Source organism: Erythrobacter sp. RANMB8 (assembly GCF_056848235.1).
On sequence record NZ_JBREHG010000001.1, the window covers coordinates 660,842 to 673,988 of the forward strand.

A 13,147-nucleotide genomic window follows, 5' to 3' on the forward strand; every position below is an offset into this window, starting at 1 on the left:
TGTGTTGCGACGCAGCATGACTTCGCTTTTGCAGTAACTTTGGACAACTATATTGCGCGCACCGCGATTGTGCCCAGGCCGGTCAGAAGCCGTAACGTAAACCCAGCCAAACCGTGCGCGGCACGCCCAGATCGATCGATCCGCCCTGGTTGCGGGTGATGATGTCCTCGTCCGTCAGATTTTCGCCGCGCAGCACAAGCGAGAGGCCCCCGCCGAGCGGCGCGGCAAGAAATGCGTCCAGAGTCGTCGCCGGAGCGAGTCGGTCAGTCTCGCGGTCATCCTCGAACTGGGCAGAGACATGGCGCAGCGTCCCTGCCACCTGCCAGCCCGCAGCAGGGCGCCAGCCGAGCGTCAGGGTGGCGGCGAATTCGGGGGTCTGTGCGGGCCGGTTGCCGTCGAGATCGAGCGATGCGCCCGCGCCGCGCACTTCGGCATCGGTCCACGCGAGCGCGCCATCGATGCTGACCTCGCCGAACTTCGCCGCCACGCTCGCCTCGATCCCCCGCGCGGTGATCGCGGGCAGATTGGCGCGGCGGCGCAGGTTGGGGGCAATGGTGACATTGGCAATGGCGTTCTTCACCTCGTTGTCGAACGCCGTCACCGCAATCACCACTGCGTTGACCGGCTGCCAGTCCAGCCCGATCTCGAAGCCTTCCAGCCGCTCGTTCTCCAGCGCGGCATTGGCCTCGGTCACCACAGGAAACACCACGAAGGGCCGGTAAAGCTCGTTAAGGGTCGGCAGCCGCAGTCCGGTGTAGGCGGCGGCGCGGATGTCGAGCCGGCGGGTGGCATAGAACAGCGCCCCGGCGCGCCAGCTCAGCGCCCAGTCGGCACGATCGGGCGCAGTGATGGTGCTGACCGGCACGCCATTGGCGCTGACCGCGTTGTAGAACCCGCCGGTGATGCTGGTGCGATCGGCCCGCAGCCCGCCGTTCACCAGCAGAGGGCCGATCTGCCAGTCATCCTCGATGAACAGTCCGAGATTGCCGGTCGCGCCCCCGGCCCTGCGCCTTTCGGTGATCGCGCCGGTAAAGGCGCTGATCGCCTCTTCCTGCAATTCCCCGTCGGCGCGGCGGTAATCGGCCCCTATGCGGATATCGTGCCCCTCAAGCACCGGCGGGCGCAGTTCGAACTTGCCGCCGATGCCGGTCGACGGCGTGCGCCGCTGGTCGAGCGTCGGGGTGAAGCGGGTCGAAGAGATCACGATATTCGAAAAATCGCGGGTCTGGACATAGGCCAGCGCATCGAACTGCCATTCGCCCCGCCCGACGAGGCGGATCGAGGCTTCCTCGCCCGCGCTGGTGGAATCCGCGCCGGCAAAGCGCAGCGTGCGGGCATCGCGGAAGGTGGCAACGCGGGCCTGCACTTCTACCTCGTCCGCCAGCGGAGCCACGGCGCGAAAGGCCGCGTTCCAGCTGTCGAAACCGGCGCGGGCGGTGGCGGGCACGCGCTGGCTGGCGGGCGTGGTGAAGAACCCCTGCCCCCGGTCCCAGCGCCCGCTTGCCACGGCAAAGCCGCGCCCCAGCCGCCGGGTGAGCACGCCGGACAATTCGCTCTCGCCCCGGTCATTCACCGCGCCGCTGGCGAGCAGGGGGCCGGTTTCATCGGGGTTGGCACTGTCCAGCTCGATCGTGCCCGCCAGCGCGCCTGCGCCGAACGGACCGGAGCCGCCGCCCCGCGTCACCCGCACCTCGCCCAGCGTTTCGGGCGCGATCGCGGACAGCGGGATATAGCCGAAGAAGGGATCGGCAATCGGCACCCCGTCGAGCAGCACCAGCGCCCGGCTCGTGGCATTGCCGCCCAGCGCCCGCAGCGTCACCCCTTGCGCGCTGGGATTGGCCGAGCGGCTGTCCGACCGGCGGAACTGCTGGAACCCCGCAACCCCGCGCAGCACATCCTCGATCCGGCCCGAGGGGCTGGCGACAATCACCTCGCGGTCCAGCGTCGTGGTCGCATAGATCCCGGTCGACAGCGCCGGATCGAGCCCGCGTCCGGTGACGATGATTTCGTCAGCGACAGGTTCGTCGTCAGCCAGCGCATCGTCTTGCGCAGCAAGCGGCGCGGCGGCGGGAAGCAGAAGAGCGGTGGCGAGCAGGCGGTAACGCAAGGTCATGCCCCGCGCCCTAGCCAACCGCGCTTCCCGCGTCATCCCTGTCCTTGGCCTGTCCTTGGCCCATCCCCGGCCCGCCCTTGGCAAAAGTCAGTTGCAGATTGCTATTCAAGACTCGCTTTTGCCCCCTGCCTGTGATTACACTGCCCGCAACAAGGGAGAGAGAGGGCCCGCCATGCTTGCCACACCGCCAGATTTCGACGTGCTGATCGTGGGTGCCGGGATTTCCGGCATCGGGATGGCCGCCCACATGGGTCTGAAAGCCCCGCACCACAGCTATGCCATTGTCGAACGGCGCGACAATCTGGGCGGGACGTGGGATCTGTTCCGCTACCCCGGTATCCGTTCGGACAGCGACATGCACACGCTGGGCTTCGATTTCGAACCCTGGCGGCACGAAAAGAGCATCGCCGATGCGCCCGCGATCCTCGAATATCTTGACCGGATCGTCGACGAACGCGGCATCCGCCAGCATATCCGCTTCGGCCACAAGGTCATCAGCGCCGATTTCCATCACGATGATGCGCGCTGGCATGTCGAGCTGGAAAAGGCCGATGGTTCGCGCACGCACATGACGGCGAACTTCATCTATCTGGGCGCGGGCTATTACGATTACGACGAACCCTATGACGCCGGGTTCGATTTCGGCGAGTTCGACGGGCAGGTGGTGCACCCGCAATTCTGGCCCGAGGATCTCGACTATGCGGGCAAGCGCGTGGTGGTGATCGGTTCGGGCGCCACTGCGGTGACGATCGTGCCGTCGATGGCGAAGGACGCCGCGCACGTCACCATGCTCCAGCGCACGCCGACATGGATGTTCACGCGGCCCGCCAAGGATGCGATTGCCAACTTCCTGCGCGCTGTCCTGCCGGAAAAGCTCGCCTACCGGCTGACCCGCTTCAAAAACATCAAGATGCAGGACTTCAGCTTCAAACTGGCGCGCGACAATCCGCAGAAGGTGAAGGACGCGCTCTACAAGAAGATCGAAGCCTCGCTCGGCCCGGATTACGACAAGGACAGCTTCACCCCGCCCTACAACCCGTGGGAACAGCGTCTGTGCCTCGTGCCCGACGAGGATCTGTTCAAGGCGATGAAGGCAGGCAAGGCCGATATCGTCACCGGCCACATCGCGAAGTTCGAAAAGGGCGGCGTGCGACTGACCGACGATACCTTCATCCCCGCCGATATCGTGGTGACGGCCACCGGCCTCAAGCTGGCCGTCGCGGGCAAGATCGCGATCAGCGTCGATGGCGAACCGGTCGCCTTCAACCAGCGCTTCTACTACAAGGGCTGCATGTTCTCGAACCTGCCTAACCTTGCGGTGGTGTTCGGCTATCTCAACGCCAGCTGGACGCTGCGGGCGGACATCAATTCCGATTATGTCTGCCGCGTGCTCGAACATATGCGCAAGACAGGTAGCACCATCGCCACGCCGGTTCTGACGCCCGAGGCCGAGGCCGCCATTGTCGAGGACGATGTGTTCGATTTCTCGTCGGGCTACATCCAGCGCGGCAAGCACATCATGCCGCGCAATTCGGTCAGCTATCCCTGGCGGCTCAACCAGGAATATGTGGTCGATCGCAAGCGGATGAAGGACGATCCGCTGACCGATGGCATCCTGACCTTCACCCGCGCCGGGGCGAATGCGCAGCGCGGCGAGGAACAGCTGGAGGCGGCGGAGTAAAGCTGCCTCGTCATTGCGAGCGAAGCGGAAGCGAAGCTGGCCTTGGCCAACCAATCCATGGCCCTGCGCTCCGCTTTCGGCAGCGATGGTCGATGGATTGCTTCCTCGCCTTCGGCTCCTCGCAATGACGAAACTCTTTCGGTTTCGATAGCCTTCGCCTAATCCCCTCCCCATGACCTCTCCCGAAAAAATCTGGACCGCCGGGCTCATCGTCATCGGCGACGAAATCCTCTCCGGCCGCACGCAGGACAAGAACATCGCGCAGGTCGCCAGCTGGCTGCAGGTGCAGGGCATCCGCCTGGCCGAGGTGCGGGTGGTGCCGGATGTCGAGGCGCGGATCGTCGAGGCGGTGAACGCGCTCAGGGCCGCCTATGATTACCTCTTCACCACGGGCGGGATCGGGCCGACGCATGACGACATCACCGTCGATGCGGTCGCCGCTGCCCTCGGCGTGCCGGTGGTGATCCACCCCGAAGCCCGCGCCTTGCTGGAACGCTATTACGAGACCCGCGGCGGGCTGAACGAGGGCCGCCTGCGCATGGCCCGCGTGCCCGAAGGCTCGGAACTGATCCCCAACCGCATGTCCGGCGCCCCGGGCATCCGCCGTGGCAACCTGTTCCTGATGGCGGGCGTGCCGCACATCACCGCGGGCATGCTCGACGCGCTGACCGGACAGCTCGAAGGCGGTGCGCCGCTGCTTTCGGAAACGCTCGGCGGGTGGATCCCCGAAAGCGAGGTTGCCGATCTGCTGCGCCAGACCGAAGCGGCCCACGAAACCTGCCAGATCGGCTCCTACCCGTTCTTCCGCGAAGGCCGGGTGGGCGCCAATTTCGTGGTGCGTTCCACCAGCGCCGCGGACCTCGCCGCCTGCTGCGCCGCCTTGAGCGAAGGGCTGGCCGCGCTCGGCTATCCGTCCACGCCCGGCGGCATCTGACCCGCGCAAACGCACCCAAGGTTACATCATCACCTGCTTTTAACCCTTTGCTGCTAAACCGCAGGGGATGGCGACCCGCGTCTACATAACCATCGATACCGAATATTCCTCCGGGCTCTACACCGGTCCGGGGCTGGCTGACCGTGCCGAAAACTATGCCCGCTCGATCGCCTGCATCACGCCCGAAGGTCCGGCGGGCATTACCCACAAGCTCGAACTGCTCAACCGCTACGGCCAGAAAGCGGTGTTCTTTGTCGATCCCATGCCCGCGCTGGTGTGGGGCGTTGCCGCGATCGAGGATATCGTCGGCCCGATCGTCGCGGCAGGACAGGATGTGCAGCTGCACTGCCATACCGAATGGCTGGAACTGGCAGGCAGCGCCAATCCGCTGCGGTCGCGGCGCACAGGGCGCAACATCGCCGATTTCCCGTTCGAGGAACAATGCGAACTGCTCGATTATGCGCGCCGGACCCTGATCGCGGCGGGCGCGCCGGTGCCGGTGGCCTTCCGCGCCGGGAACTACGGAGCGAACGACGATACGCTGCGGGCGCTGGCGCAGATCGGCATTGCCTATGATTCAAGCCACTGCCCGGCGCTGACCTGCGGGGATTGCCGCATCAGCCTTGGCACGGAAGACCGCGATCCGGTGCTCCATCACGGGCTGATCGAGGTGCCCGTCGGCAGCATCGGCACCATCGGCGGTGGCCAGCGCCATGCGCAGATCACCGCCCTGACGCTCGCCGAAATGCTCGCCGCGATCCGCCATGCGCGCGATAACGGGCGCGAGACCTTTACGCTGGTGAGCCACTCCTTCGAACTGATCAATCGCCGCAGGATGGCGGTGAACCGGATCGTGCGCCGCCGTTTCACCGGGCTGGTCGCCGCACTGGCCGGGATGCGCGGCGTCGTTTCGGCGGATTTTGCCACAAGTCCCCCGTCGCTGACATCGCTTGGCCGCCCCAGCCAACCCCTGCCCGCCAGCGCCATGCGCACCGGCATGCGGATGGCCGAGCAGTTCGTCTCCAACGCGCTCTACGGCGCGCTGTAAGGCGCCGGAACCGTGGCCGGAACCGCCCGCGTCCCGATCGACTTCACGCTCGGCTCGCGCCGCCTGCTGAGCGTGCCGCGCCGCCTTGCCACATGGAGCTTCACGCTCGAACAGGTGCTGGCGGGCACTCTGCCGCAAGCCCCTGCCAGCGGGCCGGACGGGGTGCGCGTGCTGTCAGCCCCGACCCTTGCCCTGGCCGATGTCGCTGCCCGCTACCCCGGCTATATCGCGGGCGGGCGACAGGATTATCGCCGCCATTTCATCGACATGGCCAGCAGCTTCGATAGCTACATGGCGCAGTTTTCGGGCAAGACCCGGTCGACCCTGCGGCGCAAGGCGCGCAAGCTGGCCGATGAAACGCCGGGCGGCTATGCCATCACCGAACATCGCAGCCCGGCCGAGATCGAGGCCTTCCTCGCCGCCGCCCTGCCCCTGTCGGCGAAGACCTATCAGGCCCGCCTGCTCGATGCCGGACTGCCCGGTGATCCCGCCTCGCGCGCCGCGATGCTCGAAGCGGCGGAGGCCGACCGGATGCGCGCCTTCCTGCTTCACGCCGGAGGGCAGGCGGTCGCCTATCTGTGCCTGCCGGTGACCGGCCACACGCTGGTCTATGCCCACCTCGGCTATGATCCGGCATGGGCGAGGCTGTCGGTCGGCACCGTGCTGCAGATGGATGCGCTGGAGCGCCTGTTTGCCGAGCAGCGTTACCGCTGGTTCGACTTCACCGAAGGCGACGGAGCGCACAAGGAGCTGTTCGGCACCGGCCATGCGGAGTGTTCCAGCCTCGTCCTGCTCCAGCCGACCCTTGCCAACCGCACCCTGCTGGGCGCCCGCGCCGGATTTGACGCAGGCGTATCGCAGGCCAAGGCGCTGGCGACGCGGTCAGGGGCGCTCGGCCGGATCCGCGCCCTGCTGCGGGCGTAGCGCAGCCGCCTCGGCCATGCGCTCGGTCGCCAGGCGGCGGTTGCTCGCTTGCTGGCGCACCCCTTGCACCAGACCATTGCGGCCGGCATCGGGCGCGGGATAGCGCAGGGCGAGATAAAGCCAGCCAAGCACCGCCGCAGCCAGCAGGGCACCGGCTGCCAGGCCGAGCCGCAGGTCATAATTTATCGCCAGTCCGAAAACGGCAAGCGCGATGGCCACGACGAACCATTTGGGGCTCAGCCACCATGCCTCATCACCGGGGGAAACGGGCATTGTGTTACCTCTTTTCTGTGGGGGGCGCAGCGGGAGAGGGAAAGAGGTGCTGCACCTCGCCCGTTCAAGATGGTGCTGCCAAAGCCAAACACAAGTGGGCCAGACACCTTATGCGCCCAAGCGAAAGGGCCGGAAAAGCGCAATGCTTCCGGCCCTTCGTTAACCGCAGAGCGGATCGGTAGGAAAGCGGGCCACCGGTCCCGCAGGGACCGCAAGGCCGACTGGCCGTCGCGCCTTTTGGCGCGGTAGCCAAGGGGCCGGATGGCCCCGCCGGCGCTTGAGGCCAAACGAATTACGCGCCTTCGACTTCCGACAGGTCGACCTTGAGGCCCGGGCCCATCGACGAGGTCACGGTGACCTTGCGGACGTACTTGCCCTTGGCGCCCGAGGGCTTGGACTTCACGACCGCTTCGGTCAGCGCCTTGAAGTTGGCCTTCAGCGCATCGTCCGAGAAGCTGAGCTTGCCGATGCCGGAGTGGATGATGCCCTGCTTTTCCACGCGGAATTCGACCTGCCCTGCCTTGGCATCCTTCACCGCCTGCGCGACGTTCGGCGTCACGGTGCCGAGCTTCGGGTTCGGCATCAGGCCCTTGGGACCGAGCACCTTGCCCAGACGACCGACCACGCCCATCATGTCGGGCGAGGCAATCACGCGGTCATAATCGAGGTTGCCGTTCTGCATGTCTTCCAGCAGGTCTTCGGCACCGACCTTGTCGGCCCCGGCAGCCAGCGCCTTTTCGGCGTTGTCGCCACGGGCGAACACCGCCACGCGCACGTCCTTGCCGGTGCCCGAAGGCAGCGACACCATGCCGCGCACCATCTGGTCGGCGTGGCGCGGATCGACGCCGAGGTTCATGGCGACTTCGACGGTTTCGTCAAACTTGCTCTTGTACTGGCGCAGCACGGCCAGCGCTTCATCGACGGTGTAGAGCTTCTCGCGGTCGAGACCGGCCAGCACCTTCGCCTTCTTGGTAATCTTGGTCATCGGCTTAGCCCTCCACCACTTCGAGGCCCATCGAACGGGCGGAGCCGGCGATGATCTTCATGGCCTGATCAATGTCGTTCGCGTTGAGATCGACCATCTTGGCTTCGGCGATTTCACGGATCTGCGAGGTCTTGATGGTGCCGGCCGAAATCTTGCCCGGCTCCTTCGAACCCGACTTGAGGTTGGCGGCCTTCTTGATGAAGTAGGTCGCCGGCGCGGTCTTGGTCACGAAGGTGAACGAGCGGTCCGCATAGACCGTGATCACGGTCGGGATCGGCATGCCCTTTTCCATTTCCTGCGTGGCGGCGTTGAACGCCTTGCAGAATTCCATGATGTTCACGCCGCGCTGACCCAGCGCCGGGCCGATCGGCGGCGAGGGCGTGGCAGAGCCCGCGGGCACCTGCAGCTTGATATAGCCTTCAATCTTCTTGGCCATGTGGCCTTACTCCTGTCGCACTGTTGCCCCATCCGACCCGACTACCCTGAGCGTGACGAAGGGGGCTCATGTTAAGCGGTCAAACGCCCCTGCTTGTGCATTGCAGCGGCTCCCGCACGGAATCACCCGGAACTGTGGCCGGGCGAAGGCGCGCGGTTAGAGGCAAGCGGGTGAAAAATCAACCCGCACCGCGCCTGCATCACGCCCGCCGGCGCTACAGGTGACAAAGGTGACACCCTGTCACCCTGATAAAATTGGCGTAATCTTCTGATCCAGAACATTAATCGCCGCCTTTTCGTCAGCGGACGGACAAGGGAGCGGGGCCTTTTTCTGCGCCTCGCCGATAAAACAACCTCGCAGACCGGTCAGAACGATGGGAAAGAGCCGGGAGCGATCCTAGCGGCTGGCAGGGGCGTAGGAAATGTCGGCGATGGCTGGTGGCCGTTGCGCGGGCCCACCCCCGGCCCCTCCCGCAAGCGGGAGGGGAGCGAGACTTGGCGGGCCGTAGGCGCGCCTAGTCGCAGCGGGGTGGGATGCAGGGCGAACCTTTGCCGCTGCCCGCATCCCCATTCACACCGCGCGGCACCCGCAGCCCCTTGGTGCGGCTGGTGAGGTGAAAGCGCTTGCACAGCGCACATTTGTAGGCGCGCAAGGGGCCATCGGCGCGCAACGCCACCTGCTCCGCCTCCTCGCGGGAAGCGAAGCGGCGCTTTTTCTGACAGATGCCGGGGCGGGTTTTCACGACATTGGAATAGTATGACCGGAACGGCCTCGCCAGAGGCCGCAAGCGCACGCGCGCGCCCCGCAGGCGCTCCGGCGCGCAGCGCCGGAAATTGCGCCGAGGACGTGCCCGCGGAGGCGGGCACGCACACAAAAGGCCTTACTTCGACAATTCCACGTGTTCGAAATCGAGTTCGACCGGCGTGGCGCGGCCGAAGATCGACACGCTGACCTTGACCTTGGCCTTGTCGAAATCGAGCTCTTCCACGATCCCGTTGAAGCTGGCGAACGGGCCTTCGAGCACCTTGACCGAATCGCCGATCTCGTAATCGACGCTGATGTCGCGCTTGGGCGCGGCCTTGGCCTCTTCCACGCCGCCGAAATAGCGGGCGGCCTCGCGCTCGGAAATCGGCTGCGGCTTGTTGCCCGAACCCAGGAAGCCGGTGACCTTGGGGGTGTTCTTGACCAGGTGATAGATGTCATCGGTCATGTTCAGCTTGGCGAGCACGTAGCCGGGCATGAACTTGCGTTCGACCTGCACCTTCTTGCCGCGCTTCACTTCGGTCACGGTTTCGGTCGGCACCTGCACTTCCTCCACGCCTTCGGAAAGGCCGAGCCGTTCGGCTTCGGAAATGATCGCGTCGCGCACCTTGTTCTCGAAACCGGAATAGGCGTGAATGATGTACCAGCGAGCCATGGAGTGTCCTTGAGAATGAGGTCTGACGGGCAGAACGCTTGCGGCGCGGCCTTACTGCAAGAGGCCGATCGCGGCGCGCACGATCGCGCCGAACGCGCTGTCGATGCCGAGGAAGAACAGCGACAGGATCAGCATGAAGATGAACACGAAGATCGAGGTGCGGATCGTCTCGTCACGAGTCGGCCACACGATCTTGCCCGTTTCGGCGCGCACCTGCCGGGCGAATTCGCCGGGCGAAGTCTTGCGCTTCTTGTCTTCAGCCGCGTCCTTGGCGGGAGTGTTCTGCTCGGCCATGATAGCCCTTGTCCTTCGCGTAATGTCTGCGTCCTTGCCGACCGGCTTTCAGGTAGGGGTCCGCGCCGCCCGGGACAAGGTCGCCGGAGGGGCCGAATGTGCTACCGATGTCGGAAAAGACCTGTGCCCATTACGCCGGGGCCGGGACAATTGCAAGGCGGCTCGGGCAGACGGCCCGCCGGTTCAGCGCAGGGCGAACAGGCGCGACAGCAGGCCGGGCTGGCGCATCGGCTGCAAGGGCCCGTGAATCGCCGCCAGCCGCGCCGGATCGCGGGTGGGACGCGGGCTGACCCAGTGATCGGGGCGCGAGGAACGGAAGGTGTAGGCGCTCATCTTCAACTCTCCTGTGCGTTGACGAACTCGGTTCATCGACAGGAATACACGCTTCGCCTTGCGAGAGGATGAACAGGGGCCTGCGGTGAAATGCCAAATCGCCCAGAAGACAGCAACGCCCCAGCCGACGCCAACGGCGTCGCAAGGCCGACCGGCCGCCCGCAGCGACGCGATCGAAGATCGTGAGAGCGAGGATATCGCATCGCGGAGGCGATGCGCAAAAAAGGCGCAATGGCAGGGGTGACAGGAGCCCCTGTCAGGAATTCTCCAAGCACCTGAAAGAATTGGTTTCTTGTTATCACTCCGCCCGAAAGGGCCACGCCAGGGTACCACGACAGGGTGCCACGGCGAGGTGCCATGGGGGGACGCCGACAGGAGACTTCATCCATGTGCAGCATTCAGAACGTGACCCGCAAAGACGGAACCTATTATTTCCGCAGACTCATACGTTTAGGCCCCGATAAGCCTTTTCGGCTACGCTTCTCGCTCAAGACCACCAGCCGGAAGCGGGCAGCCTTGCTGGCTCCGGCCATGACCCTGATCTGTGAGCGCCTAGCGATGAACATGACCGCCAAGATTGCGACCGACGGATTGACAGCTTCCCAGCGCGCGGAGATCTTCCGCCGCCAGATGCTGGTCGAACGCGACCGGCTCGAGGTCATGCATGCCCAGCTTCACATCCTCCCGCCCGAGGATCACGAAGACATCGACCAGGCGCTCTCGCTCCGGCTCGGCGCAAGCGAGCTGGCGGCGATGGATGGCGCCACCAAGGGCAAGGTCGAGGACTTCCTCGTCGCCCGCATCGATCCCGATGCCGATGATGAGCCGATCGTTGTGATGGCCTGGTCGGACCTTGCTGCCTCGATCGCGCAGGACGGCGCGGAGGAAGCCGCGATCGCCCGGCTGGCCGAGATCGGCGTGGAACAATCGGCGCTGCGCGAGGCGATGGCCCGCAAGGTCGTCAATCAAGCGCGGATCGAGGCGATCCGGGAGTTTCGGGCGGCGCTCACCAATCCCGGTGCTGCCTACGCTCCGGTCCCTGTGGCAGGATACGAGCAACTGGCTCAGCCAACATCATACAATGCCACACCGAACCCACCGCAAGCGCCGGCCGCCCCCGTCGTCGCGGGGCCCTGGGCGACCATGACGCCCACCGAAGCGGTGGAAAAGTTCTTCGAGCACAACCCACGCACGGGCGGCAAGGACGGAACAGCGCGCCGGAAGAGCGGTGAACCTTGGACAAACAAAACCCGTGAGCAGTTCAAGCTGCCAGCACTCCTGCTTGAGCAGGTGATGCACGGCCAGCCGTTGGCCACGGTCACCCATGACCATCTCGTCCAGCTCAACACCTGCTTCGAGGCGCTACATGGCCCCTCTTTCCGTAAGTCGCCCAAGCACCGAGAGATGACGATCTGGGAAATCGTCGCCGAAACCGCGGAGCGCGTGCGGAAAGGTAAAGAGGCTATCGCGAAGTCCGCCAAGCGAAGGAACCAAGACACGCCGCCCGACATGCCTGCCGATGCTCTCACCAAGGCTCAGCTCGGTTTGGGCCTCAGCACGACCAACCGCCATTGGGGCTTCTTGCGCCAGCTGACCGACTGGTTTGAAAAGCACCAGCCGCTTGCCGCGCTGGACTATAGCGCATTCATCGAAAAGCCTGCGATCGACCCTCGCGATCAGCGCGATCGCTACACTGACGAAGAGGGCCGCCAGCTCTTCAGTCTCCCGCCTTGGACAGGGTTCAAATCCTATGGTCGTTGGATGGTGCCAGGCGATCTGTTGGTCCACAGCGCGTTTTACTTTGTCCCGATGATTGGATGGTACACAGGCATGCGGCGCGAAGAGATCTGCGGCTTGGCTCTGGACGATATCGAGTTCGTGGACGGCAATTGGCAGTTCAACGTCCGACCGACGGAGATTCGCCGCCTCAAGACAGTGACATCGGCCCGCAAGCTGCCGTTCGCGAGCGAGCTCATTCGCTTGAGGCTGCCAGATTACGTACTGGCGCTGCGTGCTGAAGGCGAAACCCTGCTATTTCCCGAGCTGGTACGCGAAAGCGGCAAGGGCACGATGGGAGACACCTATTCGAAAAGGATCTGGGATCACATCAAGAAGGAATTACTCTTCCTGAAGGCCGGACAAGCGACGCACTCGTTCCGCCACACCGTCGTTGACAGTATGAAGGGGGCAGGGATTTCGCCCGAGATCAGAGCAGATTTCGCCGGCCACAAGCTTCTGAACGAAACCCAAGGTCGCTACTCGAAGAATCATATGAAGCTCTTGCGGGATGCGACAAAGGCGATCCCGCAAGTAACCTCGCATCTTGAACCGTTCCCGGTTGCGTTGCTCCCTAAGCGCCTCCGCGCCGCCCGCAAGGCTAGGACAAAACCGCTGAACACATAACGCGATCCTGCTTCCACAAGATCAGCTCGGCCCGTGGATCAGCGACCTCATCATGCCGTTCACGTTCTCACAGTTGATGGCATATCCAACAATCCCGCAAGCAAGGCGGCAAAATTGAGCAAGGCTTCTACATTTTGAAGCACCGCCCTTCATCATGCCGACCAAGTTTACACCGATGCATTTCACCTGCACGGTATCCATCCGGCGGGGGCCGGCTTGCGCGGGTAGGTAGCGAGCGCTCTTAAGCGTGCTCTTAAGAGTGTGCTTTGGAGCGGTCGGTGGGTCAGGTGACGGTATTTTCGGGGT

Annotated in this window: 14 protein-coding genes; 5 read left to right on the forward strand and 9 right to left on the reverse strand. The window is 64.6% G+C overall.

Annotated features, from left to right (window positions below; all coding sequences use genetic code 11):
* Window positions 1–82: 82 nt before the first annotated feature.
* Window positions 83–2,113 (reverse strand): TonB-dependent receptor, encoded by a 2,031-nt coding sequence (locus tag ACU0AG_RS02945; RefSeq protein ID WP_482780762.1) that lies wholly within the window; start codon window positions 2,111–2,113, stop codon window positions 83–85.
* Window positions 2,114–2,285: 172 nt separating this feature from the next.
* Between ACU0AG_RS02945 and ACU0AG_RS02950 the strand changes: the two genes are divergently transcribed.
* The 4 genes from ACU0AG_RS02950 (at window position 2,286) to ACU0AG_RS02965 (ending at window position 6,700) form a co-directional block, all read left to right on the forward strand.
* Entirely contained in the window at window positions 2,286–3,794 is a 1,509-nt protein-coding gene (locus ACU0AG_RS02950) for a flavin-containing monooxygenase (RefSeq protein WP_482780763.1), read from the forward strand.
* A 172-nt stretch (window positions 3,795–3,966) separates the two neighbouring features.
* Complete coding sequence (locus ACU0AG_RS02955) at window positions 3,967–4,728, forward strand: competence/damage-inducible protein A (RefSeq protein ID WP_482780764.1); 762 nt, start codon at window positions 3,967–3,969, stop codon at window positions 4,726–4,728.
* A gap of 67 nt (window positions 4,729–4,795) precedes the next feature.
* A complete protein-coding gene (locus ACU0AG_RS02960; protein WP_482780765.1) occupies window positions 4,796–5,776 on the forward strand; it encodes a polysaccharide deacetylase family protein in 981 nt (326 codons plus the stop codon).
* 12 nt (window positions 5,777–5,788) lie between these two features.
* Window positions 5,789–6,700 carry a GNAT family N-acetyltransferase gene (locus ACU0AG_RS02965; protein ID WP_482780766.1) on the forward strand — a complete coding sequence of 304 codons (912 nt, stop codon included), beginning with the start codon at window positions 5,789–5,791 and terminating at the stop codon, window positions 6,698–6,700.
* On the opposite strand, the gene ACU0AG_RS02970 is transcribed toward ACU0AG_RS02965, so the two are convergent.
* The 7 genes from ACU0AG_RS02970 to ACU0AG_RS03000 all read right to left on the reverse strand — a co-directional run bounded on the left by ACU0AG_RS02970 (window position 6,659) and on the right by ACU0AG_RS03000 (window position 10,438).
* Complete coding sequence (locus ACU0AG_RS02970) at window positions 6,659–6,973, reverse strand: hypothetical protein (RefSeq protein ID WP_482780767.1); 315 nt, start codon at window positions 6,971–6,973, stop codon at window positions 6,659–6,661. The genes ACU0AG_RS02965 and ACU0AG_RS02970 overlap by 42 nt on opposite strands.
* 292 nt (window positions 6,974–7,265) lie before the next feature.
* A complete protein-coding gene (rplA, locus tag ACU0AG_RS02975; RefSeq protein WP_482780768.1) occupies window positions 7,266–7,958 on the reverse strand; it encodes a 50S ribosomal protein L1 in 693 nt (230 codons plus the stop codon).
* A gap of 4 nt (window positions 7,959–7,962) precedes the next feature.
* On the reverse strand, window positions 7,963–8,394 hold the full coding sequence (rplK, locus tag ACU0AG_RS02980; protein ID WP_482780769.1) for a 50S ribosomal protein L11: 432 nt from the start codon (window positions 8,392–8,394) through the stop codon (window positions 7,963–7,965).
* Window positions 8,395–8,908: 514 nt separating this feature from the next.
* Window positions 8,909–9,136, reverse strand: a complete 228-nt coding sequence (locus ACU0AG_RS02985) for a hypothetical protein (protein WP_482780770.1) — start codon at window positions 9,134–9,136, stop codon at window positions 8,909–8,911.
* 138 nt (window positions 9,137–9,274) lie between these two features.
* Window positions 9,275–9,811 carry a transcription termination/antitermination protein NusG gene (nusG, locus tag ACU0AG_RS02990; RefSeq protein ID WP_104941311.1) on the reverse strand — a complete coding sequence of 179 codons (537 nt, stop codon included), beginning with the start codon at window positions 9,809–9,811 and terminating at the stop codon, window positions 9,275–9,277.
* 51 nt (window positions 9,812–9,862) lie between these two features.
* A complete protein-coding gene (gene secE, locus ACU0AG_RS02995; RefSeq protein ID WP_482780771.1) occupies window positions 9,863–10,105 on the reverse strand; it encodes a preprotein translocase subunit SecE in 243 nt (80 codons plus the stop codon).
* A 183-nt stretch (window positions 10,106–10,288) separates the two neighbouring features.
* Complete coding sequence (locus tag ACU0AG_RS03000) at window positions 10,289–10,438, reverse strand: hypothetical protein (protein ID WP_482780772.1); 150 nt, start codon at window positions 10,436–10,438, stop codon at window positions 10,289–10,291.
* A 387-nt stretch (window positions 10,439–10,825) separates the two neighbouring features.
* Here ACU0AG_RS03000 and ACU0AG_RS03005 point away from each other — a divergent pair, with 387 nt between their 5' ends.
* Window positions 10,826–12,841, forward strand: coding sequence for a site-specific integrase (locus ACU0AG_RS03005; RefSeq protein ID WP_482780773.1), 2,016 nt, complete (start codon window positions 10,826–10,828; stop codon window positions 12,839–12,841).
* A 21-nt stretch (window positions 12,842–12,862) separates the two neighbouring features.
* On the opposite strand, the gene ACU0AG_RS03010 is transcribed toward ACU0AG_RS03005, so the two are convergent.
* The coding region (locus ACU0AG_RS03010) for a hypothetical protein (protein ID WP_482780774.1) at window positions 12,863–13,147 on the reverse strand (285 nt) is incomplete at its 5' end.

Bases quoted from the DNA above. Each gene is read 5' to 3' on its own strand.
- ACU0AG_RS02945 (WP_482780762.1), bottom strand. From the start codon at position 2,113: ATGACCTTGCGTTACCGCCTGCTCGCCACCGCTCTTCTGCTTCCCGCC.
- ACU0AG_RS02950 (WP_482780763.1), top strand. From the start codon at position 2,286: ATGCTTGCCACACCGCCAGATTTCGACGTGCTGATCGTGGGTGCCGGG.
- ACU0AG_RS02955 (WP_482780764.1), top strand. From the start codon at position 3,967: ATGACCTCTCCCGAAAAAATCTGGACCGCCGGGCTCATCGTCATCGGC.
- ACU0AG_RS02960 (WP_482780765.1), top strand. From the start codon at position 4,796: ATGGCGACCCGCGTCTACATAACCATCGATACCGAATATTCCTCCGGG.
- ACU0AG_RS02970 (WP_482780767.1), bottom strand. From the start codon at position 6,973: ATGCCCGTTTCCCCCGGTGATGAGGCATGGTGGCTGAGCCCCAAATGG.
- rplA (WP_482780768.1), bottom strand. From the start codon at position 7,958: ATGACCAAGATTACCAAGAAGGCGAAGGTGCTGGCCGGTCTCGACCGC.
- rplK (WP_482780769.1), bottom strand. From the start codon at position 8,394: ATGGCCAAGAAGATTGAAGGCTATATCAAGCTGCAGGTGCCCGCGGGC.
- nusG (WP_104941311.1), bottom strand. From the start codon at position 9,811: ATGGCTCGCTGGTACATCATTCACGCCTATTCCGGTTTCGAGAACAAG.
- secE (WP_482780771.1), bottom strand. From the start codon at position 10,105: ATGGCCGAGCAGAACACTCCCGCCAAGGACGCGGCTGAAGACAAGAAG.
- ACU0AG_RS03000 (WP_482780772.1), bottom strand. From the start codon at position 10,438: ATGAGCGCCTACACCTTCCGTTCCTCGCGCCCCGATCACTGGGTCAGC.
- ACU0AG_RS03005 (WP_482780773.1), top strand. From the start codon at position 10,826: ATGTGCAGCATTCAGAACGTGACCCGCAAAGACGGAACCTATTATTTC.